General features: G+C 72.4%; 21 protein-coding genes and 1 tRNA gene. 12 read left to right on the top strand and 10 right to left on the bottom strand.

Annotated elements, in window-relative coordinates:
- The first annotated feature begins 46 nt into the window (after positions 1-46).
- Both AB0H71_RS26045 and AB0H71_RS26040 read left to right on the top strand, forming a co-directional pair.
- A complete protein-coding gene (locus AB0H71_RS26045; RefSeq protein ID WP_357025997.1) occupies positions 47-382 on the top strand; it encodes a hypothetical protein in 336 nt (111 codons plus the stop codon).
- Positions 383-557: 175 nt separating this feature from the next.
- Positions 558-839, top strand: coding sequence for a WhiB family transcriptional regulator (locus AB0H71_RS26040; protein WP_357026324.1), 282 nt, complete (start codon positions 558-560; stop codon positions 837-839).
- Positions 840-911: 72 nt separating this feature from the next.
- Here AB0H71_RS26040 and AB0H71_RS26035 read toward each other — a convergent pair whose 3' ends face one another.
- From AB0H71_RS26035 to AB0H71_RS26025, 3 genes are all read right to left on the bottom strand, one after another.
- Positions 912-2,267, bottom strand: a complete 1,356-nt coding sequence (locus AB0H71_RS26035; protein ID WP_357025995.1) for an AarF/UbiB family protein — start codon at positions 2,265-2,267, stop codon at positions 912-914.
- A gap of 116 nt (positions 2,268-2,383) precedes the next feature.
- Entirely contained in the window at positions 2,384-3,244 is an 861-nt protein-coding gene (locus AB0H71_RS26030) for a hypothetical protein (protein ID WP_357025993.1), read from the bottom strand.
- A gap of 89 nt (positions 3,245-3,333) precedes the next feature.
- Positions 3,334-4,836 carry a zinc-dependent metalloprotease gene (locus tag AB0H71_RS26025; RefSeq protein ID WP_357025991.1) on the bottom strand — a complete coding sequence of 501 codons (1,503 nt, stop codon included), beginning with the start codon at positions 4,834-4,836 and terminating at the stop codon, positions 3,334-3,336.
- 118 nt (positions 4,837-4,954) lie between these two features.
- On the opposite strand from AB0H71_RS26025, the gene AB0H71_RS26020 reads away from it, so the two are divergent.
- Complete coding sequence (locus AB0H71_RS26020; RefSeq protein WP_357025989.1) at positions 4,955-5,980, top strand: PDZ domain-containing protein; 1,026 nt, start codon at positions 4,955-4,957, stop codon at positions 5,978-5,980.
- Between the two features lie 3 nt (positions 5,981-5,983).
- Here AB0H71_RS26020 and AB0H71_RS26015 read toward each other — a convergent pair whose 3' ends face one another.
- Positions 5,984-6,580, bottom strand: coding sequence for a PPA1309 family protein (locus AB0H71_RS26015; protein ID WP_357025987.1), 597 nt, complete (start codon positions 6,578-6,580; stop codon positions 5,984-5,986).
- Between the two features lie 112 nt (positions 6,581-6,692).
- On the opposite strand from AB0H71_RS26015, the gene AB0H71_RS26010 reads away from it, so the two are divergent.
- Positions 6,693-9,665 carry a UPF0182 family protein gene (locus AB0H71_RS26010; RefSeq protein ID WP_357025985.1) on the top strand — a complete coding sequence of 991 codons (2,973 nt, stop codon included), beginning with the start codon at positions 6,693-6,695 and terminating at the stop codon, positions 9,663-9,665.
- A 181-nt stretch (positions 9,666-9,846) separates the two neighbouring features.
- Here AB0H71_RS26010 and AB0H71_RS26005 read toward each other — a convergent pair whose 3' ends face one another.
- Positions 9,847-10,398: a transglycosylase family protein gene (locus AB0H71_RS26005; RefSeq protein WP_357025983.1), complete on the bottom strand. Its 552-nt coding sequence runs from the start codon at positions 10,396-10,398 to the stop codon at positions 9,847-9,849.
- Between the two features lie 428 nt (positions 10,399-10,826).
- Between AB0H71_RS26005 and AB0H71_RS26000 the strand changes: the two genes are divergently transcribed.
- Positions 10,827-10,900 (top strand) — tRNA-Met (locus tag AB0H71_RS26000).
- 54 nt (positions 10,901-10,954) lie between these two features.
- On the opposite strand, the gene AB0H71_RS25995 is transcribed toward AB0H71_RS26000, so the two are convergent.
- Positions 10,955-11,122, bottom strand: a complete 168-nt coding sequence (locus AB0H71_RS25995) for a hypothetical protein (RefSeq protein WP_357025981.1) — start codon at positions 11,120-11,122, stop codon at positions 10,955-10,957.
- A gap of 120 nt (positions 11,123-11,242) precedes the next feature.
- On the opposite strand from AB0H71_RS25995, the gene AB0H71_RS25990 reads away from it, so the two are divergent.
- The 3 genes from AB0H71_RS25990 (at position 11,243) to AB0H71_RS25980 (ending at position 13,669) form a co-directional block, all read left to right on the top strand.
- Positions 11,243-11,812 (top strand): hypothetical protein, encoded by a 570-nt coding sequence (locus AB0H71_RS25990; RefSeq protein WP_357025979.1) that lies wholly within the window; start codon positions 11,243-11,245, stop codon positions 11,810-11,812.
- Between the two features lie 62 nt (positions 11,813-11,874).
- A complete protein-coding gene (locus AB0H71_RS25985; RefSeq protein WP_357025977.1) occupies positions 11,875-12,951 on the top strand; it encodes an alkene reductase in 1,077 nt (358 codons plus the stop codon).
- A gap of 76 nt (positions 12,952-13,027) precedes the next feature.
- Positions 13,028-13,669: a hypothetical protein gene (locus AB0H71_RS25980; protein WP_357025975.1), complete on the top strand. Its 642-nt coding sequence runs from the start codon at positions 13,028-13,030 to the stop codon at positions 13,667-13,669.
- A 4-nt stretch (positions 13,670-13,673) separates the two neighbouring features.
- Here the strand turns inward: AB0H71_RS25980 and AB0H71_RS25975 are convergent, their stop codons facing one another.
- A complete protein-coding gene (locus AB0H71_RS25975; protein WP_357025973.1) occupies positions 13,674-14,072 on the bottom strand; it encodes a hypothetical protein in 399 nt (132 codons plus the stop codon).
- A 121-nt stretch (positions 14,073-14,193) separates the two neighbouring features.
- Between AB0H71_RS25975 and AB0H71_RS25970 the strand changes: the two genes are divergently transcribed.
- Complete coding sequence (locus AB0H71_RS25970; protein WP_357025972.1) at positions 14,194-15,180, top strand: diiron oxygenase; 987 nt, start codon at positions 14,194-14,196, stop codon at positions 15,178-15,180.
- An 83-nt stretch (positions 15,181-15,263) separates the two neighbouring features.
- Here AB0H71_RS25970 and AB0H71_RS25965 read toward each other — a convergent pair whose 3' ends face one another.
- Positions 15,264-16,049, bottom strand: a complete 786-nt coding sequence (locus tag AB0H71_RS25965; RefSeq protein ID WP_357025970.1) for a nuclear transport factor 2 family protein — start codon at positions 16,047-16,049, stop codon at positions 15,264-15,266.
- Positions 16,050-16,133: 84 nt separating this feature from the next.
- Between AB0H71_RS25965 and AB0H71_RS25960 the strand changes: the two genes are divergently transcribed.
- The gene (locus AB0H71_RS25960) at positions 16,134-17,489 is read left to right on the top strand and encodes a TIGR01777 family oxidoreductase (protein WP_357025968.1); all 1,356 of its coding nucleotides are present in this window, start codon (positions 16,134-16,136) and stop codon (positions 17,487-17,489) included.
- Between the two features lie 12 nt (positions 17,490-17,501).
- On the opposite strand, the gene AB0H71_RS25955 is transcribed toward AB0H71_RS25960, so the two are convergent.
- Positions 17,502-18,380: a MerR family transcriptional regulator gene (locus AB0H71_RS25955; protein ID WP_357025966.1), complete on the bottom strand. Its 879-nt coding sequence runs from the start codon at positions 18,378-18,380 to the stop codon at positions 17,502-17,504.
- A gap of 152 nt (positions 18,381-18,532) precedes the next feature.
- Here AB0H71_RS25955 and AB0H71_RS25950 point away from each other — a divergent pair, with 152 nt between their 5' ends.
- Positions 18,533-19,159 (top strand): lipocalin family protein, encoded by a 627-nt coding sequence (locus AB0H71_RS25950; protein ID WP_357025964.1) that lies wholly within the window; start codon positions 18,533-18,535, stop codon positions 19,157-19,159.
- Positions 19,160-19,166: 7 nt separating this feature from the next.
- Positions 19,167-20,489, top strand: coding sequence for a deoxyribodipyrimidine photo-lyase (locus tag AB0H71_RS25945; RefSeq protein WP_357025962.1), 1,323 nt, complete (start codon positions 19,167-19,169; stop codon positions 20,487-20,489).
- 1 nt (position 20,490) lies between these two features.
- Here AB0H71_RS25945 and AB0H71_RS25940 read toward each other — a convergent pair whose 3' ends face one another.
- A complete protein-coding gene (locus AB0H71_RS25940) occupies positions 20,491-20,769 on the bottom strand; it encodes a hypothetical protein (protein ID WP_357025960.1) in 279 nt (92 codons plus the stop codon).
- Positions 20,770-20,906 lie beyond the last annotated feature (137 nt).

Genomic DNA, 20,906 nt, shown 5'->3' with positions numbered 1-20,906 from the left:
GAACACGGAACACGACAACCGACGAGTACAGGAGGGAGGCAGACCAGTGGACAACATCACGATCTTCGGCAGCACCGGATCCGGCACCGCACCGCGCGGTGGCGAAACCATGCGCGTCGACGGCGCGATGGGCACAGCCATGTCGGCCTCCCGGGGGATCCTCGCCGTGCAGGGGATCGGTCTGTCCGGTGTCGGCGGTGGCAATGCGCAGGTCTGCGATACGCAGGGCCTGCGGCTGCCCGTTTACGCCATTTCGCAGGACAAGCCCAGCGCAGGCTGGCAGCCCGCATTCGCCGAGGAGCTCGGCAATGCGGCAGCACGCCTCCGCAACGCACACCCAGCGTCCGTGATCAGGATTCGACAGAGATGTCGACCTAGGTAGGGAATTCTCCCCCACCTCCTGGCCACGGAGCGCACAGCGCGAAATCGTGGCCAGTATTCTCCGGCTCCTTCAGCCGCAGTGGCACCGGTTTCGCACCGAACATCCGAACCGCTGCAACGAGCTGAAGGAGAACGACGTGTTCACCGCCCAGGAATGGCCGCAGGCCGCTACTGACGTGACATGCCGGACCGTGGCCAAGTCCCCGCGCGCCTGCGCGGTGGCCGCCCTGCCCTGCCGAGCCGGCGACCCCGACCTGTGGTTCGCCGAGAGCCCGGTCCAGCTGGAAGAGGCCAAGGCGCTGTGCGCCAGCTGCCCGATCCGGAAGCGCTGCCTGAGCGCCGCCATCGACCGGCGCGAGCCGTGGGGGGTCTGGGGTGGCGAGATCTTCGATCAGGGGGTCGTGATCGCCCGCAAGCGGCCGCGTGGCCGGCCGCGTAAGGTCGCGATCCCGGCATGAAACCCGGCTTTCCGACTGTCCGCCGACGAACCGCTCACCGTTTTCCGGTGGGCGGTTCGTTGGTTTCCGGGGTCAGTGCAGCGCGGATTCCTCGGTGAAGCCGGGCATCCACTCCCGCGCCAGCTGCATGAAGGGCAGCTCGGCGTCGAGCTGGGCCAGGATGCCGATCGAGCCGCCGAGCACCCGGAAGATCATCACGTACTCCGGCGGAAGTTGCAGCGCCCGCGCGGTTTTCATCTCCGCGCTGGAGATGTTCGACGCCTTGCCCGCCACCCGCTGCATCCAGCGCCGGGTGAAGTGGAACGAGTCGGTCTTGATCGGGTCGGTGAAGGGGCGCAGGTAGTCGGCGATCTCCTGGTGGGTCACCGTGCGGCCGGGGATCACCCAGCCGTTGTCGTACATGAGCGCGGTCAGCTCCTCGTACCGCTCCGCCACCGAGAGCGCCAGCATCCGGCCGAGCTCCGGCGGGAAGCCGTTCGGCAGCGGGGCGCAGGCGCCGAAGTCGATCACCGCGAGCCTGCCGTCCGGCAGCATCATGAAGTTGCCCGGGTGCGGATCGGCGTGCAGCAGCCCGGCCCGCACCGGCGAGGAGAAGTGGAAGGTGCCGAGCAGCGCCGCCACCCGGTTGCGCAGCTCCACCGTGCCCGCCGGATCCTCGTCGCTGGCCCGGATGATGCCGGAGAGCGGGGTGCCGGTGACCCACTCGGTCACGATCACCTTGGGCGAACCCGCGACAACTTTGGGAATCACGTAGTCGGGGTGGCCGGCGAAGGCCTTGGCGAAGGCGCGCTGGTGCGCGGCCTCGTTCCGGTAGTCCAGCTCCTCCTCGGTGCGCTCGGTGATCTCGGCGAGCACCGGCTTGACGTCCGCGCCGGGGATGACCGACGCGAAGAGCCCGGACATCCGGGAGAGCGTCTTGAGATCCGCGCGCAGCGCCTCGTCGGCGCCGGGGTACTGCACCTTCACCGCGACCTGGCGGCCGTCCGCCCAGACCGCGCGGTGCACCTGCCCGATGCTCGCCGATGCCGTCGGCTCGTCGTCGAACTCGCTGAACCGCTCCCGCCAGCGGGTGCCGAGCTGCTGGTCGAGCACCCGGTGCACGGTGGCGGTCGGCATCGGCGGCGCCGCGGCCTGCAGCTTGGTGAGCGCCTCGCGGTAGTGCTCGCCGAATTCCTCGGGGACCGCCGCCTCCATGACGCTCAGCGCCTGGCCGAACTTCATGGCGCCGCCCTTGAGCTCGCCGAGCACCGAGAACAGCTGCTCGGCCGCCTTCTGGTTCAGATCGGCGCTGATCTCGGTGCGATCCCCGCCCACCAGCCGCTTGCCGAACCCGACGGCGGCGCGGCCAGCGATCCCGAGTGGAATCTTGGCTAACTTCGCGTTGCGGGATGAGCTGCGGCGCGCAATGTCGGACACAGTTCCCATCATGGCCGAAACCTCCCCGGCCGTGCCATGAAAATCGATGGTCTGTGCGCCACACTCGCGGGGCAGGCCCGGCTCGGCCGCCTTCCCGCCGAGCTGCCGTACTGGTCCGCCCGGCGGCGTCATGCGGCCGGGCCCGCCGCCAGCAGCCTGCACCCGCAGTCCGGATGCGCGGGCCAGCGCCTGCTGCGCACCGCGTGCGAGTCGGGATCCGGCTCCAGGATCGCGTCCAGCGTCTGCGGCTCGCGGCGCGCGGAACATGCGAAGATCGCCTCCAGCTCGGTGAGCGCGAGCGCGCTGGTCCGCGCGACCATGGCGGGCGAGGCCGCGCCCACCCGATCCAGCAGCTGCGCGGCCAGGTGCGGCCACTCGGCGTCGCCGCCGCTGCGGGCCAGGTCGGCGCAGCGCAGGCAGCTGGTGGCGCCGGGCAGCACCAGCGGCCCGACCACGCCGCGGCCGTCCCGGATCCGGATCGGCAGGTGCGGGATCCGGGCCAGCACCAGCTCCGCGCCGAGCCGCGGGTCGATGACCAGGGTGTCGGTGAGGAGCACCAGATCCTCCCGCCAGCGCCGCACCTCGTCGCGGCGGTAGCCGCCGGGCGAGCGGGCCGGGGCGAGCCCCTCGGCGCGCAGCCACTCCAGCACCCGGTCGGTGAGCGGGCCGCGGCCGTGCACCCGCACCGCGCGAATCGGCGCGGGGCCGTCGGCGGGCAGGACCAGCAGCCCCGCGGCCTGCACCGCGTCCAGCAGGGCGTTCGCCTGCTCCGGCGCGAGCCCCAGCTCACCCGCCCGCCAGAGCACCTGCGGCCGGGTCTGCAACCCGTCCAGCCCGCGCAGGAAGCGCTCGACGACGGCCGGGTCGAGCCCGGGCGGGCGGAGCACGACGGCGCGCTCCGGATCCCAGCCGAGCTGAACGGCCCCGGAGGGGCGGACCAGGATGGCGACCCCCGGCTGCAGCAGGGGCCCTCGCGGTGGTGGCGTCATGCCGAGCAGTATTGCCACCCGCGCGCCGCGCCCGGGCCGGGCGAACGCGAGTTATCCACAGGAATGCCCCTGTTCACAGGGGCATTCGCTCAGGGCTTGCCGGACTCCCCGTCCTGCTCCGGCTCGGACGGCGGTTCCGCCTGCTCCCTGCGCTCGCGCTCCTCGGTAGCGGCGAGCTGCGCGAGCGGGTCGTCGAAGCTGGAGGCGGTGCCGCCGAGCACGCCGTCGATGAAGCCGGCCGGGTTGTCCAGATCGTCCGAGCCGGGCAGCAGGTCCGGGTGCGCCCAGACCCCGTCGCGGGCGTCGATCCCGGCGTCGTCGGTGAGCCGCTGCCAGAGCGCGGCGGCCTCGCGCAGCTTGCGCGGCCGCAGCTCCAGCCCGACCAGGGTGGCGAAGGTCTGCTCGGCCGGGCCGCCGGTGGCGCGCCTGCGCCGCAGCGTCTCGGCGAGCGCGCCCGCGCCGGGCAGCCGGTCGCCGAGCGCCTCGGCCACCACCACCTGCACCCAGCCCTCGATCAGGGCGAGCAGCGTCTCCAGCCGCTCCAGCGCCTGCTTCTGCTCCGGTGTCGTCTGCGGCTCGAAGGCGCCCGCGGCCAGGATCTCCTCCAGCTTGGAGGGATCGGCGAGCGCCATCGGATCCAGGTTCTGCGCGGCCTGCTCCAGCGCGGAGAAGTCCATCCTGATGCCGCGCGCGTAGCTCTCCACCGCGCCGAGCACCTGCTGGCGCAGCCACGGCACGTGCGCGAAGAGCCGCTGGTGCGCGGCCTCGCGGGCGGCGAGGAAGACCAGGATCTCGCTCTCCGGCTGCTCCAGCCCGCTGCTGAACTCGGCGACGGCGGCGGGCAGCAGCGCGGCGGTGCCGTCCGAGCCGAGCGGGAGCCCGATATCGGTGGAGGTCAGCACCTCCTTGGCGAGCTGGCCGAGTGCCTGGCCGAGCTGCGAGCCGAAGGCCATGCCGCCCATCTGGGTCATCATGCCGAGCAGCGGCCCGGCGAACTGCTTGGCCTCCTCCGGCAGCTGGCTGCTCCACATGCCGCCGAGCTGCTCGGCCACCGGGTCGCAGAGCCGCTGCCAGGTCGGCAGCGTCTGCTCGATCCACTCGGTGGCGGTCCAGGCGACGGTGCGGCTCGCGCCCGCCGGCAGCGTGGTGGCGCCGTCCAGCCAGAGCTCGGCCAGGTGCGCGGCGTCCGCGACGGCCTTCTTCTGCTGCTCGGAGACCGGGTTGCCCGCGGTGCCGAGCTGCTGGCGGGCCAGCCGCTTGGCGACGTCGTAGTTCACCGGGCCGGAGCTGCCGCCGGCCTGCGTACCGGCACCGCTGAACATCTGACCCAGCTGGGTGAACATCTGCCCGAGCTGCGAGGGATCGAAACCGGGGCCCGCGCCCTGCGCCCCGGCGCCGGCCGGGCCCGCGCCGCCGAAGAGGAAGCCGAATGGATTGCCCGCGCCACCGCCGAACGGGTTGCCGGCACCGCCGAACGGGTTGCCCGCGCCGCCGGCCTTGTCACCGGAGGGATTGCCGCCCGCGCCGGGCTCGTCGTCGCGCCGTTCCCTGTCGTCGTCGCGGTTCGAGAAGCCGAACGGGATGTCACTCATGTCCCCAACGGTACGCGGAACCCCGCCCACCTCTGTGTTCGCGGAGCGCGAAACCATTGCGGACACCGCGGCGGGCCGGTGCCACGCCGCGCGGCCGCCGCTCATTACTGTGGGCCGGGTGAATCGCCGCATCCTCACCCTGCTGGCCGCGCTCGTCCCGGTGCTCGTGCTCGGGCTGGCGGGCAGCGTCTTCACGGTGCCGTTCGTCGCGCTCGGCCCCGGCCCCACCTTCAACACCCTCGGTGAGGTGGACGGCAAGCAGGTGGTCGACGTGCAGGGCGCCGAGGTGGATCCGACCACGGGCAACCTCAACATGACCACGGTGTCGGTGCGCGACCGGCTCAATATCTTCGAGGCGTTCGGCTTCTGGGTGAGCGGCGAGCACGGCCTGGTCCCGCGCGCCGAGGTGTACCCGCCCGGGGTGCCGCGCGAGGAGATCGACCGCTCCAACCAGCAGGAGTTCGAGAACTCCGAGGCATCCGCCGAGGTGGCGGCGCTGCACTTCCTGAACCTGCCCACCGTGGTGCTGATCGGCGAGGTCGGCGCGGAGGGGCCCGCCAACGGGGTACTGCGGGCGGGCGACGAGATCATCAGCATCGACGGCACCCCGATCACCACGCCCAAGGGTGTGGTGGACGCGGTCTCCGGGCGCGCGCCCGGCGAGGTGCTGACCCTGGTGGTGCGGCGGGAGGCCGCCGAGCAGACGCTTTCGGTCACGCTCGGCGCGCGGCCGGACGACGCCGCCAAGGGCTACCTCGGCATCACCCCCACCGAGGGGGCGCGGCCGCCGCTGCAGGTGACCTTCAACCTCGCCGATATCGGCGGCCCCTCCGCCGGGCTCATGTTCAGCCTCGCGCTGATCGACAAGCTCTCGCCCGGCGAGCTGGACAACGGCCGCTTCGTCGCCGGTACCGGCACCATCGACCAGGAGGGCGCGGTCGGCCCGATCGGTGGCATCCAGTACAAGATGATGGCCGCGCGCGACGAGGGCGCCGAGACCTTCCTGGTCCCGGCCGCCAACTGCGCCGAGGCGCGGCAGCGCACCCCCGAGGGGCTGCGGCTGGTCAAGGTCGAGACGCTGACCGGCGCCGTCCAGTCGCTCGCCGATATCGGCGCGGGCCGGGATACCCCGAACTGCGGCTGAGCTTCAGTCCAGGGTGTGCCGGAGCGCCTCGACCACGTTCGGCGCCAGTCCGGGGGCGGTGCGCAGGTCGAGATCGCCGAAGTCGTCGGTCTCCGCGTCCTCGTCCGGGCGTACCTGGAGCAGGCAGAGCGACGTCCCGCCGCGCAGCACCGCGGCGAACAGCCTGGCCTCCCGCCGCCCCGGGTGCTCGGCGGCGGCGGTGCGCGCCGCCGCGTCCGCGGCCTCGGGGTCGGCGAGCAGCGGCGCCAGCGCGTCGTCCAGCGCGGTCTCGGCGTCGGGGGGGAGCACCACGATCTCCTGCACCAGCAGGCAGCCGTGCACCGCGGGCGGCCAGGTGGTGGTCGCCAGGAACTCGTCCAGCGCCCATGACCCGCCGGTGATGTCCTCCGGGAAGGGCTCCTGTGCGATCGGGGTGTACTCGGCGCCCTGGTCCAGCTGGTCCACCAGCCCGGGCTCGGCCGCGACGAGGTCACCGGTCGGTACCAGCGCGAAGATCTGCGGCGGTCGGCCCCAGCCCTCGGCGTCGACGAATTCGGCGACCTCCCGGACGGAGCGGGCAAGGGCGAGTTCGGCGTGCAGGTCAGCGGTCACGTCGCACATCCTGTCAAATTCGCCCCTGGCACCGGCATGGTGTCCGATTTCCGTAGAGTGGGCTCGGGCGGTCCGGCAACGGCCCGCCCACCGATATCCCCGGACCCTGGAGCGTGGCATCGTGGGCATGCGGCCCCCCACCGGCTTACCATCGCTGTCCCGACGCAGCCGCGTGCTGCTGGTGGCGGCCGTTCTGCTCGCGGCCCTGCTGCTGCTCGGGCCCCGGCTGGTCGACACCTATACCAACTGGCTGTGGTTCGGGGAGGTGGGGTACCGGGGCGTCTTCCTGACCGTGCTGCGCAGCAGGCTGCTGCTCTTCGCCGCGGTGGCGATCTTCGTCGGGCTGGTGGTCTGGCTGGCGCTGCTGCTCGCCTACCGCTCGCGGCCGGTCTTCGTCCCGGTCGCGGGGCCGGAGGATCCGATCGCGCGGTACCGCGGGACGGTGATGACCAGGCTCCGGCTCTTCGGCATCGGCATCCCGGTGCTGCTCGGGCTGCTCTCCGGGCTGGTCGCGCAGTCGAACTGGGTGACGCTGCAGCTCTTCCTGAACGGCGGTTCGTTCGGCACCGAGGATCCGCAGTTCCACATCGACGTCGGCTTCTACGTCTTCGACCTGCCGTTCTACCGGATGGTGCTGAACTGGCTCTTCGTCGCCGTGGTGATCGCCTTCTTCGCGAACCTGGTGACGCACTACATCTTCGGCGGGCTGCGGCTGAGCGGCCGCGAGGGCACGCTCACCACCGCCGCCCGGGTGCAGCTCGCGCTGCTGGCCGGGATCTTCGTGCTGCTCAAGGCGGTGGCGTACTGGTTCGACCGGTACGAGCTGCTCTCCAGTGCCAGGAAGGAGCCGACCTTCTTCGGCGGCTCGTTCACCGATATCAACGCGGTGCTCCCGGCCAAGCTCATCCTGCTCGCCATCGCGGTGATCTGCGCGATCGCCTTCTTCGCCGGGGTGGTGCTTCGTGACCTGCGGGTGCCCGCCATGGCGGCGGCGCTGCTGGTGCTCTCCTCGATTCTGGTCGGCTCGGTGTACCCGCTGCTGGTCGAGCAGTTCTCGGTGCGCCCGAACGCGGCGGACAAGGAGAGCGAGTACATCGAGCGGAATATCGACGCCACCCGCAAGGCGTACGGCATCACCCCCGACAAGATCGACTACCAGGACTACAAGGGCGACGGCACCAAGAACCCGGTGGACGTGCCCGCCGATGTCGAGACCATCCAGAAGATCCGGCTGCTCGACCCGAACATCCTCTCCCGCACCTTCACCCAGCAGAAGCAGCTGAAGAACTTCTACGGCTTCCGCGACCCGCTCGACATCGACCGCTACACCATCGACGGCGAGGTGCAGGACTACATCGTCGGCGCGCGCGAGCTCACCCCGAGCAGCCTGACCGGCAACCAGACGGACTGGATCAACCGGCACACCGTCTACACGCACGGCGACGGCTTCGTCGCGGCCCCGGCGAACCGGGTGAACCGCCCGCCGGTCCAGGACGCGGCCGCCGCGGGCAGCACCGACACCGGCTACCCCGAGTACACCGTGACCAGCGACCTGGCCACGCCGAAGGACAACCAGCTGATCGAGGTCGACCAGCCGCGCATCTACTTCGGCGAGCTCATCTCGCAGACCGACGCCGACTACGCCATCGTCGGGCAGGTGGACGGCCAGGGCCCGCGCGAGTACGACAGCGACGCCGCGCAGTTCACCTACGACGGCGCGGGCGGCGTGTCGATCGGCAACTGGTTCAACCGGCTCGCCTTCGCGACCAAGTACGCCGAGCGCAATATCCTGCTCTCCGGCGCCATCGGCCCGGACTCCAAGATCATCTTCAACCGCAATCCGCGCGAGCGGGTGGAGAAGGTGGCGCCCTGGCTGACCGCCGACGGCGATATCTACCCGACCGTGGTGGACGGCCGGATCAAGTGGATCGTCGACGCCTACACCACGCTGGATGCCTACCCCTACTCGCAGCGCACCTCGCTGGAGGGCGCGGTCGAGGACAGCATCGACCAGAAGACCGGTCGCATGCTGCCGCGCGAGGAGGTCAGCTACATCCGCAACTCGGTGAAGGCGACCGTCGACGCCTACGACGGCACCGTCACGCTCTACGAGGTGGACGCCAACGACCCGGTGCTGCAGGCCTGGCGCGGCGTCTTCCCCGGCGTGGTCAAGCCGGAGAGCGAGATCAGCCCGGAGCTGCGCGCGCACTTCCGCTACCCGGCCGACCTGTTCAAGGTGCAGCGCGAGATGCTCGCCAAGTACCACGTGAACGACCCGCGCGAGTTCTTCACCAACAACGCCTTCTGGTCGGTGCCCGCCGACCCGACGGTGGAGGGCAGCACCGGCGCGCTCCCGCCCTACTACATGCTCATGGGCGACCCGAAGACCGGCCGGCCGGTGTTCAACCTGACCAGCGCGATGGTCGGCTACAACCGGCAGTTCCTCTCGGCCTACATCTCGGTGCGCTCGGACCCGGAGGACTACGGCAAGTTCACCATCCTGCGGCTGCCCACCGACTCGCAGACCCAGGGCCCGCAGCAGACGCAGAACTCGATGACGACCTTCCCGCCGGTGTCGAGCGACCGCACGCTGCTGGCGTCGAACAACATCAAGTACGGCAATCTGCTCACCCTGCCGATCGCCCAGGGCGGCATCCTCTACGTGGAGCCGCTCTACACCGAGCCGCGCAACGCGCCGCCGTCGGCGACCTTCCCGCAGCTGGCCAAGGTGCTGGTCAGCTACAAGGAGCCGGGGTCGAACAGCCCCAAGGTCGGCTACGCCCCCACGCTGGAGGAGGCGCTGAACCAGATCCTGCCCGGCGCGGGCGGGGTGGCGACCAAGCCGGGCGCCGCCGCGCCGAACACCGGGAGCGGCGGCACCCCGCCGGAGCAGGGCAGCACCCCGCCCCCGGCGAGCAACGGCACCGCCCCGCCGCCCGCCTCCACGGCGGCCCGCGATGCCGCCGCCGCGGACCTGAACCGCCGGATCGAGGCGGCGCGCACGGCCATGCGGACCGGCAACTTCGAGGAGTTCGGCAAGGCGCTGGATGATCTGGAGGCCGCGGTCAAGGCGTACCAGGACGCCACCCGGTAGCCCGGAAGTACGAAAGGGGCCCCGTCACCAGGTGACGGGGCCCCTTTTCAGTGGCACCACGTTCGCGGCCCCGTCTCGCGGGTCGGCGCTCGAAGCGCATGCGGCGCAGCCGCGAGTCTCGAGCGCCGACCCGCGAGACCCCGAAGGGGCCGCGAACCCGCCCGGCGAAGCCGGGCCGAAATTACCTCCCGATGCTGTCGATCAGCCCGGCGTTCTGCTCGATCAGGGCCTGGAACGGGCCCTCCAGGCCGTACTGCTTCGCGAGCTCGCCACCGGCGGTCTTGGCCTGCTCCACCAGCGCGGCGGTGCCCTCGAGGGCGGGCGCGGCCGGCTCGGGCGCGGGCGCGGGGGCGGGCTCCGGCTCGGCGGCGGGCTCGACATCGCTCGAGGAACCCTGGGTCAGGTAGCGGCCGCAGCTCGGCCAGGCGCCGACGCCCTGGCTGGCGAGCACGTTCTCGGCCACCCGGATCTGCTCGGCCTTGCTCGCGGTGTGCGCGGAGCCGGCGCCGCCGTGCGCGTTCCAGGTGCTCTGCGAGAACTGCAGGCCACCGTAGTAGCCGTTCCCGGTGTTGATGCTCCAGTTGCCACCGCTCTCGCACTGCGCGACGCCGTCCCAGTTGTGGGCGGCGGCCGAGGCGGTTCCGGTGGAGAGACCGAACGGGACGGCAACGAGGGCGCCGGTGACGGCGGCGAAGCCGAGGGCGCGGGTGCTGAACTTCCGGTTTCGAGACATGTGGGATTCCCTCCCCGCGCCCACCGCCGCGCCGTTCGCACGTATCCCTGCCCCCAGGAAGTCGGGGTGACACGGCCGCGGGGCAGGGTTGCCGGTGTTCGGCGATCCGTGTTCTGGCCCGGCGCATGTGCCCCGAGCCGGTTCCGACGGTAACGGCAAATCTCGGTCAGATCACGTCCCGGTAACGATGGGTTGCGAGAGGTTTCATCCGCAAGCGTCCGGCGAACGCGCTGGTTAATTCGGCGATTCCCGCATTCGAATCCCGGCCGTGATTGGTCTGTTATGTGCCGGAGATCACCGCGAAATAGTGGCCTGGCTCACGTTTCCCGGCCGTCTCCGGTGGGCGACGCGCGACGGCGGCGCATCCGCGCAGGTAGCGGGGCGATTTGCTTTGGCGGCGCACCCGTGTGTAATGTTGTATTCACCGACGCGGGGTGGAGCAGCTCGGTAGCTCGCTGGGCTCATAACCCAGAGGTCGCAGGTTCAAATCCTGTCCCCGCTACTAGTGGGATCGGCCCCCGGAGAATTTCTCCGGGGGCCGTTTTCGTTTGCTCGGCTACTCCGCGGCCGGTTCGCCGTCCTCGTCCCGCCGGGGCGCGGTCAGGCGCACGACGCCGGAGTCCAGGTCCAGCTCGACGGCGGGCCGGTGCGACTGGCCGTCACCGGACTGGCCGGACTCGTCCTGCAGCTTGCCGCCGGGGAACATCTCGCCTATGACACCCATGCCTCGACGATAACCGCGTCGGCCGAACGGCTGTCGCCCGAACAGTAGATATCGGACACCGAGCCGCGATGGAAGTCTGGTCCCGGAGAGGATTGGACCGGTTTCGCGGAGGGAAAAGGTTTGAGCAAGAACGGTATTCGACGGGTCGCGGCGATCGGCGCGCTGGCGGCGCTGGTGACGGCGGGCGGTGCCGCCGGGGTGTCGGCGCAGCCGTCGGGGAGCGCCGGGATCGACACCGGCAGCGCGGGCGGGGTGATCGACACCGGGAGCGGGATCCTGAACAGCGGCAGCGGGGTGCTGGACAGCGGGAGTGCGGTGCTGGACGGGCTCGGGCTGGGGCTCGGGTTGCCGGATACCGGGTCCGGGGGTGGCGGTGGCACTCAGACGCAGCAGTGCAACCAGACCACGCAGTCCGGGCACGACGGCATCACCACCACCCGGCACGAGCTCGGCCGCAGCGGGCCGACCTCCTTCGTGCTGGCCTACGAGACCTTCGCCGTGCCCGACCTGATCGAGGTCTTCTACGAAGGCTCGCTCGTGCGCAGCACCGGCTGGGTCGGTGACAACACCAACGAGGGCACCGGATCGGTAGTGGTCACGCTGCCGCCCGGTGCCGCGAACGCAGTGACCGTCCGAGTCAACGGCGGTCAGCACACCGATTGGCAGTACGTGGTCAACTGCCCGCGGTGACACATCTCGCAAACCGCCCGGCCCCTGGAATCCCGCCGGCGGCCGGGCGGTTGCGTCCGTGCATGGACTTGTTCACCCCCGTCACCCTCGGAGCCCTGCAACTCGCCAACCGCCTGGTCATGGCGCCGCTCACCCGCGGCCGCTCCGGGCCGGACGGCATCCCCGGCGAGCTGGTCGCCGAGCACTACGCGCAGCGGGCGGGCACCGGGCTGATCATCACCGAGGGCACCTACAGCTCGCACGACGCGCAGGCCTTCGTGGGGCAGCCCGGCATCGTCACCGACGCCCAGGTGGCCGGGTGGCGCCGGGTGGCGGAGGCGGTGCACGCGCGCGGCGGGCGGATCGTCCTGCAGGTCATGCACGCGGGGCGGGTCTCGCACCCGGAGATCAACGGCGGCGGGCCGATCACCGCGCCGAGCGCGATCGCCATCGACAGCCTGGCCCGCACGCCCTCGGGCAAGCAGCCCTACCCGGTGCCTGCCGAGCTGACGGTGGCGCAGGCGCACGCCGTCCGGGACGACTTCGTCGCGGCCGCCCGCCGGGCCGTCGAGGCGGGGCTGGACGGCATCGAGGTGCACAGCGCCAACGGCTACCTGCTGCACGAGTTCCTCAGCCCGGCCGCGAACCGGCGCACCGACGGCTACGGCGGCACCCCGGAGCGCCGGGCGCGTTTCGTGGCCGAGGTGGTCGAGGCGGTGGCCGCGGAGATCGGCGCCGGACGGGTCGGGCTGCGGATCTCGCCCGAGCACAATATCCAGGACGCGTACGAGACCGACCGCGCCGACGTCCGCGCCACCTACGGCGCGCTGCTGGACCGGGTGCGCCCGCTCGGCCTCGCCTACCTCTCGGTGCTGCACGCCGAGCCCACCGGCGACCTGGTGCGCGAGCTGCGCGAGCGGTTCGCCGGGCCGATCGTCGCCAACAGCGGCTTCTCCTCGCCCACTACGCGCGAGGAGGCGCTCGCGCTGATCGAGGAGTCGCACGCCGACGCCGTCGCGGTCGGCCGCGCGCTCATCGCCAACCCCGACCTCGCCGCGCGCTGGCGCGGCGCGCACCCGGAGAACCCGCTGCGCCCCGCCTTCTTCTACACCGACGGCGCCGAGGGGTACACCGACTACCCGTTCCTCGCCGAAGTCTGACACCGCCTGAAGCTATGCTCCCTCGCCGGAGCCGGAAATCGTTCCGGCTCCGGCGTTTCGCGCGTGAGGAGAGCCCGTGTCGGACAGCTTCCTGCTGGCCACCCAGATCCCGATGACCAGGGCGGACTTCCAGCGCTGGCTCGACTCCCCGATCCCGGGGCCGGGGTCCATCGCCGACCCGGACGCCATGTTCGACGGCTGGTTCTGGGACGGCAAGCGCGCCGCCGATGTGTGGCAGGCCCCCGGCACGACCCCGCGCGAGTTCTTCAAGGGCTGCGTGGCGGGCGCGGCCGCGGGCTCGCCGGTCTCCTGCGTGCTCACCCACGAGGACGGCGCGCTCCGGGTCTACCTCTGCGATCTCATGGGCTACCTGGAGTCCTTCGTGCACACGGCGCTGCTCGCCTTCGCCGCGGCGGGCGCGCTGGCGAGCGACGACGCGCGGCACACCGCGCTGTTCTGGGCCGAGACCGGGGGCAACCTGCCCGGCCCGGAGTGGCCCGGCTGGCTGGCGGTGCTCACCGTCGGGCGCGGCGGCGCGCGCTTCGTCGCCGAGGCCGACCTCACCGCCGTCATCGCCGGGCTGCGCCCGGCCGAGGAGCGGTTCTTCGCGCTGGTCGAGCGGATGGCCGAGGGCGAGGAGTCCTGGGACGGCGCGGGGGAGTACCGCGTCGGGGCGCCGCTGGAGCCGCGCTTCATCGACCCGGCGGTGCTGGCCTGAACCCTCAGCCGAGGTCGCGCGGGCGCAGCGCGTAGGCGGGGACCAGCTGGTCGCGCACGTGCAGCGGCGGGCGGCCGTCGGCGTAGCGGACGGTGTAGGAGACGCGGCCGAGCCAGAAGCCGTCGACCGTCGGCACCCAGTGCGTGAGGGTGCCCGCGCACTCGCCGTTCATCTCCACCCCGGCGCCGTTCACGTGCCTCGGGGTGCCGGGGTCGCGGATCAGCAGCGCGTCCAGCCGCACCCAGACCGGGCGCGGCGGGTACGTCGCCGTGCGGTAGTAGTGCCCGGTCGCGCTGGGGAAGCGCAGCTCGGGCTGGGTGCCCTCGGTGCGCGGGACGGGCCGCGCGCGCGGGGTGGTTCGGTCGGGTCCGGCCGCTGGTAGCTCGTCGTCCGTCGAACTCATGTTCGAATCCTAGCCCATCCAGCAAACCGTTCGGTATCTCCATGCAGGTGTTTACTGATACCGTGAGTTCCGCTAACTTGGAGGGTGCGGCGGATCACACCGCAGACGTGAGGAGACACCGATGACGCTGTCCACTTCAGATCGGGCCGAGGCCTATCGCGACATGGTGCAGACGCTCTCCGAGGGCTCGGTGCACCGGAAATTCGATCCCTACCTGGATATCGACTGGGACTCGCCCGAGCTCGCCATCGACCCGGAGGATCCGCGCTGGATCCTCATTCCGGAGCTGGATCCGCTCGGCGCCACCGCCTGGTACCGGAGCCTGCCGCGGGAGCGGCAGATCGAGATCGGCAAGTGGCGGATGGCGAACGCCATCAAGGTCGGCGCGGCCTTCGAGAGCGTCCTGATCCGCGGCATGATGCAGTACGCCATGAAGCTGCCGAACGGCGCTCCGGAGTTCCGCTACTGCATGCACGAGATGACCGAGGAGTGCAACCACATCCAGATGTTCCAGGAGCTGGTGAACCGCATCGGCGTGGACGTGCCCGGCATGCGGCCGCTCTTCCGGCGGCTCTCCCCGCTGATCGGCGTGGCGGGCGGGTACGCGCACATCGTGCTCTTCATCGGCATCCTCGGCGGCGAGGAGCCGATCGACCACTACCAGAAGGCGCTGATCCGGCGCGGCGCCGAGCTGCCGCCCGCGGTGCTGCGCACCATGGAGATCCACATCGCTGAGGAGGCGCGGCACATCTCCTTCGCCAACGAGTTCCTCAAGGCGAAGGTGCCGAAGCTGGGGCCGGTCACGACCGCCGTCTGCGGACTCGCCTTTCCGCTCGCCATGCGCTGGCTGGCCGGCGAGATCATGGTGCCGCCGCGCTCCTTCGCCCGCGAGTTCGACATTCCGGACGAGGTGTTCCGCGCGGCGTTCTGGCGGTCGCCGCAGGCCAAGGGGATTCTGGCCGGGTACTTCACCGATGTCCGTGCGCTCGCCGACGACCTCGGGCTCATGACCCCGGTGACGCGGCGGCTCTGGCGGGCGCTCGGCATCGACGGGCCGCGCGCCCGGTACCGCTCGGAGCCGGTGCGCTCCCGGCACGCCGTCGCCTGACCCGGCCGGGGGTGCGCCCGCGCGTGACCGGCAGCGCGGGCCGTGCCGCCGCCGATCCGGGAGCGTCACGGGTACCGGTTCGGTCACTCCTCGGCGACGAGCCGGAGCTTCGCAACCCGTCGACCGGCGAACTCGGCGATGGCGACGGCCGGGCGGTCGCCGAGCCGGACCGAGGCGGTGACGGTGCGCCCGGCGGCGAGCACCTTGGAGACCGTGGCCCCGCGCAGGTAGGCGGCGAATTCGGCGGGCCGCACCCGGCCGGTGGGCAACTCCAGCGCGACCCCGGCCAGCTCCGCGAGCTCCCCGGCGGCGGCGGCGCGCAGCACCCGCTCCGCGCTCCGCCGCCCGCGTGCCCCGACCCCGCGCACCGCGCCGAGCATGCCGAGCGCGCCGCCGGGGCCGAGGTGGCGGAGCAGCTGCCCGCCGAGCAGCGTCCCGGCGCCGAGCCCGGGCAGCCCGGTGCCGAGCAGCTGCCGCACCATCGGCGCGAACTCCCAGTGCGCGGCGAGATGGTCGATGCGCCATGAGTTCTCGTGCCATACCAGGTCGTAGCGCAGGTGCATGGGGACCCGGACGGTGGCGCCGGTCGACATCCGGATGGTGATGGCCAGATCGCGCAGCACGGTGCGGCCGGTGACGATATCGGCGTCCGGCTGGAAGGTGATGGTGTTCGGCGCGATGAAGGTGTTGTGGAAGCGGCCGATCGCCGGGAGCCCGGCGTGCGGGCGCGAGCCGACCGGGTCCTCGACCACCGCCTCCGGGGTGAAGAGCGCGAGCCACCCGGCCCGGTCCTTCGCCGCCACCGCGGCGGGGGAGGCCAGCACGGCGGTGAGCAGGTCGTCGCGGGCGGGGGCGGAATCCGGTGCCATCCGGCAATTCTAGAACGTGTTGCAATTCTCGGCGGAACGATGCGTCAACGTTTCGCCGGGCCGTTCCGTGGCTACTGTCCGATCATGGGAATCGAGTCGAGCGCCGTCGTCCCGGCGCCGCGTTCCGAGGTCTTCGCCTGGTACGGCAGGCCGGGCGCGTTCGCCCGGCTCACCCCGCCGTGGCAGCCGGTCACGCTGGCCGCCGAGGCCGATTCGCTGCGCGACGGCACGGCGGTGCTGCGGCTGCCGGGCGGGCTGCGCTGGGTCGCCCGGCACCGGGCCGCCGAGTACGACCCGCCGCGCCGCTTCGTGGACGAGATCGCGGTGGACGGCATCGCCTCGGCCCCGGCCGGCACGGTGCTGCGCTGGCGGCACGTGCACGACTTCGAGGAGGTCGACGCCGCGCACACCCGGGTCGTCGACCGGGTCGAGAGCACCGTGCCCGAGTTCGCGCTGCGCGCCATGTTCGACTACCGGTACCGCCAGCTCACGGGCGATCTCGCCGCGCACGCCGCGGCGGCGGGGCACGGGTACCGGCCCGGCACCGTCGCGGTGACCGGCGCCTCCGGGCTGGTCGGCTCGGCGGTCGCCGCCTTTCTGAGCACCGGCGGGCACCGGGTGCTCCGCCTGGTCCGGCACGCGCCGCGCACCGCCGACGAGCGGCGCTGGCAGCCGGACGATCCCGCCCCCGACCTGCTGGACGGCGTCGACGCGGTGGTGCACCTGGCGGGCGCCTCGATCGCGGGCCGCTTCACCGAGGCGCACCGGGAGGCGGTGGCGAGCAGCCGGATCGGGCCCACCCGGAAGCTGGCCGAGGTCGCCGTCCGGGCGGGGGTGCGCGACTTCGTGAGCGCCTCCGCCATCGGCTTCTACGGCTACGACCGCGGCGACGAGACGCTGACCGAGGATTCCGGCCGCGGCGACGGCTTCCTCGCCGACGTGGTGGCGGAGTGGGAGGCCGAGCTGCGCCCGGCGACCGAGGCGGGGGTGCGCACGGTCGCGGTGCGCACCGGGATCGTGCAGTCGCCCGCGGGCGGGACGCTGCGGTTGCTGCGGCCGCTCTTCGGCGCCGGGCTCGGCGGCCGGATCGGCGACGGCAGGCAGTGGTTCTCCTGGATCGGGATCGACGACCTGGTCGACGTCTACCACCGCGCGCTCTGGGACGAGAGCCTCCGTGGCCCGGTCAATGCGGTCGCGCCGGAGCCGGTGCGCAATGCCGAGTACACGAAGGTGCTGGCGCGGGTGCTGCATCGCCCGGCGCTGCTCCCGGTGCCGAGGTTCGGGCCCGCGCTGCTGCTCGGCGAGCAGGGGGCGCGGGAGGTCGCGGCGGCGAGTCAGCGGGTCGAGCCCGCTCGGCTGCGCGCCGCCGGGCACCACTTCCGCAACCCGGATCTGGAGTCCGCGCTGCGCCACGTCCTCGGCCGCACGCCGCGCGGCTGAGGCACTGCCCGCTCAGCGCAGCCGGGCGACGGCGTCGGCGAGGCTGCCGACCCGCCGGGCGCCCTCGGGCAGGATCACCGACTCCCAGCCGGGCCCGCCCGCGAGGACCCGCGCCCCGGCTTCGATGCAGGTCAGGACGGCCGAGGAGAGCGCGGTCGGCTCCTGCTGGGACCAGAGCAGCACCGCCGTCGCGCCGGTGCCGCGGCCGAGGGTGTCGGCCAGCGCGGAGGTGGGCACGTTCGCGCCGAGCATGTGCGCCCCGACCCCCTGCTCGGCGAGCGCGGCGCGCAGCACCTCCAGCGGCAGCGTGTGCGTCTCGCCGCCGGTGCAGGCCAGCACCACCGCGATCCGCCCCGACCCGGGCGGCGGGCAGCTGCGGTGCAGCACCGAGGTGATGCACCAGGAGAGCAGGTGCTCGACGTCGATGCAGCTCTCGCCACCGAGCTGGCGCGTGACGATATCGGCGAAGGTGGGGCGGCACACCAGATCCCAGGTGTCGACGACGCCGAAGGCGCGCACGTGCGCCTCGATGATCGCGCCGACCGCCGTGCTGTCCAGCGCGAAGGCGGCCGCGAGCAGCCCGGTGCGATCACCGCGGAGCGGGGCCGGGCCGCGCACGGCCGCCGCCGCCCCCGCCGGGCTCGCGCCCTCCTTGATCAGGGTGACCATCCGCCCGAGCTGGGCGATATCGGCCTCGGAGTAGAGCCGGTGCTTGCCCGGCCGCTCCTGCGCGGGGCCGATGTCGTAGCGGCGGGTCCAGCTGCGCAGCGTGGCGGTGGGAATCCCGAGGCGGTCGGCCACCGCGCGGACGGTGTAGCCGGCCGTCTCGGTGACTGGGGTGGAACCGGCGGGCATGACGTCATTCTGCCCGCTGTGGGCGATCCCCGTCATCGGCCCTCCTCTCGATGGGGCTGGGTAGCGCGGCGCGTCCGGGGTATCCGGCGTCCGGGACGCCCGATCCGGGCCACGCCCGTCCACGGAATGAATCGATTATGCATCGTTTCCGTTACCATGGGCTACGACGTCGAGAACGAGGAGTTCCGGTGAACCCATTCCGCACGCAACGCCCCACGCCCCGGCGCGGAGGGCGGCTGCTCGCGCTGGCCGCGGCCACCGTCGCCGCGCTCGCCCCCGCGCTCACCGCGGGCCCCGCCGCCGCGGCGGGCCCGGCCCCGGTGCCCGCGCTGGATGTGCCCAGCTACCTCGGCACCTGGAACCAGCTGGCCGCGGTGCCGGCGCCGTTCAACCTGGAGTGCGCCCGCGACACCCAGGCGAACTACACCCTGGATCCGCAGGGCAATGTCGCGGTCTTCAACCGCTGCACCACCTGGGACGGCGGCACCAACGAGATCCGCGGCACCGCCAGGATCATCGACCAGGTGAGCAGGGCGCAGCTGCGGGTGGAGTTCCCGAACGTGCCCTTCCAGGAGGATCCGGCGGGCACGCCGAACTACATCGTGACCGCGCTCGGCCCGGACTACTCGTGGGCCGTCGTCACCGACCCCTCCCGGCTCTCCGGCTTCGTGCTCTCCCGCCAGCCCGCGCTCGACGACGCCACCTGGGACCAGGTGCGCGGCGCCATCGAGGCCGCGGGCCAGAGCCCGTGTGTCTACCTGACCTCGCCCACCACCGGCGGCATCGACACCGTCGCCCCGCTCTGCACCCGGTGACCCGGCGGTGAAAGCGCGCACCGCACTCGCCCTGTTCACCCGGGATCTCCGGGTGCACGACAACCCGGTGCTCACCGCGGCCCACCGCGGGTGCGGTGCGGTCGTCCCGGTCTTCGTCCTGGACGACGCCATTCTCGGCGGCCCGTACGCCGCCCCGAACCGGCTCCGCTTCCTGCTCGCCGCGCTGGACGAGCTGGACGCCGAGCTCCGTGCCATCGGCGGCAGGCTGATCCTGCGCCGCGGCCGGGTCACCGACGAGGTGGTCCGGCTGGCCGCGGAGGTGGACGCCGCCGAGGTGCACGTGGCCGCCGACGCCAGCGGCTACAGCAGCCGCAGGGAGCGCGCGCTGCGCGAAGGTCTCGCTGCCGACGGCCGCGCGCTCGTGGTGCACACCGCCGTCGTCACCGCGGCCGACCCCGAGCTGCTCACCCCCTCCACCGGCCGCGACCACTTCGCCGTCTTCTCGCCGTACTTCCGGCGCTGGACCCAGACGCACCAGCGCCGCCCGCTCGGCAAGCCGCGCGCGCTCACCGTGCCCGAGGTGCGCGGCGAACCGCTGCCGGACGCCGCGCGGCTGAGCGGCGGCGCGCCATCGCCGCGGCTCGCGGTCGGCGGCGAGACCTCCGGGCGCAAGATCGTCAGGGACTGGCTGGCCGGGCCGGTGCGGCAGTACGCCGGGAACCACGACGACCTGGCCGGCGACGCCACCTCGAAGATCTCGCCGTACCTGCACTTCGGCTGCCTCTCCCCGGTCGAGCTGGTGCACCGGGTGGACATGGACACCGAGGGCGGCCACGCCTTCGTCCGGCAGCTGGCCTGGCGCGACTTCTACGCGCAGCTGCTCGGCGGCCGCCCGGACGCCGCGACGAAGGACTACCGCCCCGGCCCGGTCGAGTGGCGCGACGACCCGGAGTCGGCGGCCGCCTGGAAGGAAGCGCGCACCGGCTACCCGCTGGTCGACGCCGCCATGCGGCAGCTGCACGAGGAGGGCTGGATGCACAACCGCGGCCGCCTCATCACCGCCAGCTTCCTGAGCAAGTCGCTGCGGATCGACTGGCGGATCGGCGCGGCGCACTTCCTGCACTGGCTGGTCGACGGCGATATCGCGAACAACCAGCTGAACTGGCAGTGGGTGGCGGGCACCGGCACCGACACCAGGCCGAACCGGGTGCTCAACCCGCTGCGCCAGGCCGAGCGGTACGACCCGGAGGGCGCGTACGTGCGCCGCTACATCCCGGAGCTGGCGCACCTGCCCGGCGCCGAGATCCACCGGCCGTGGCGGGCGCTCGCCGACTACCCGGCGCCGATCATCGACGTCAACGGGATGTAGGTCAGCGCACCGTGTCGCAGGTGGCCGGATCGGCGAGCGCGCCCTCGGCGGCGCGCAACCGGTCGGTGATGGCGGCGAGCAGGTCGATGGATTCGGGGGAGAGCCCGGCGGCGTTGCGCATCAGCCGGCGCAGCCCGGCGAGCGCGAAGCGGGCCGCGACGGCGTCGTCGCCCGCGGGCTCGCCGGGTAGGGCCTTCGGCTCGTCCGGTCCGACGACGGTCGCGACGCCACCGCCGAGCAGGTCGTCGACGGTCCGGTGTTCGTCCTGGTCGAGTTTCACGGCGCAGTGCTCTCAATCTGTGGATTTCGTTCGTCCACCACGAACGGGCGGAAGGTGTCGCCGTCGGAACGGCCACGTCCTCGAGACGGGTGCGCGGATTGTGACGCATGGTACGACGCGCCGCCGCCGTCCGCGCA

This window comes from Nocardia sp. NPDC050697, from assembly GCF_040654395.1.
In the GTDB taxonomy this organism is placed as follows: domain Bacteria; phylum Actinomycetota; class Actinomycetes; order Mycobacteriales; family Mycobacteriaceae; genus Nocardia.
This window is presented reverse-complemented; position numbering and strand designations above follow the sequence as displayed.

Excerpts from the sequence above, each read along its gene's own strand:
- AB0H71_RS26035 (WP_357025995.1), bottom strand. The coding sequence starts at position 2,267 with ATGATGGGAACTGTGTCCGACATTGCGCGCCGCAGCTCATCCCGCAAC.
- AB0H71_RS26030 (WP_357025993.1), bottom strand. The coding sequence starts at position 3,244 with ATGACGCCACCACCGCGAGGGCCCCTGCTGCAGCCGGGGGTCGCCATC.
- AB0H71_RS26025 (WP_357025991.1), bottom strand. The coding sequence starts at position 4,836 with ATGAGTGACATCCCGTTCGGCTTCTCGAACCGCGACGACGACAGGGAA.
- AB0H71_RS26015 (WP_357025987.1), bottom strand. The coding sequence starts at position 6,580 with ATGTGCGACGTGACCGCTGACCTGCACGCCGAACTCGCCCTTGCCCGC.
- AB0H71_RS26005 (WP_357025983.1), bottom strand. The coding sequence starts at position 10,398 with ATGTCTCGAAACCGGAAGTTCAGCACCCGCGCCCTCGGCTTCGCCGCC.
- AB0H71_RS25995 (WP_357025981.1), bottom strand. The coding sequence starts at position 11,122 with ATGGGTGTCATAGGCGAGATGTTCCCCGGCGGCAAGCTGCAGGACGAG.
- AB0H71_RS25985 (WP_357025977.1), top strand. The coding sequence starts at position 11,875 with ATGGACTTGTTCACCCCCGTCACCCTCGGAGCCCTGCAACTCGCCAAC.
- AB0H71_RS25975 (WP_357025973.1), bottom strand. The coding sequence starts at position 14,072 with ATGAGTTCGACGGACGACGAGCTACCAGCGGCCGGACCCGACCGAACC.
- AB0H71_RS25970 (WP_357025972.1), top strand. The coding sequence starts at position 14,194 with ATGACGCTGTCCACTTCAGATCGGGCCGAGGCCTATCGCGACATGGTG.
- AB0H71_RS25965 (WP_357025970.1), bottom strand. The coding sequence starts at position 16,049 with ATGGCACCGGATTCCGCCCCCGCCCGCGACGACCTGCTCACCGCCGTG.
- AB0H71_RS25960 (WP_357025968.1), top strand. The coding sequence starts at position 16,134 with ATGGGAATCGAGTCGAGCGCCGTCGTCCCGGCGCCGCGTTCCGAGGTC.
- AB0H71_RS25955 (WP_357025966.1), bottom strand. The coding sequence starts at position 18,380 with ATGACGGGGATCGCCCACAGCGGGCAGAATGACGTCATGCCCGCCGGT.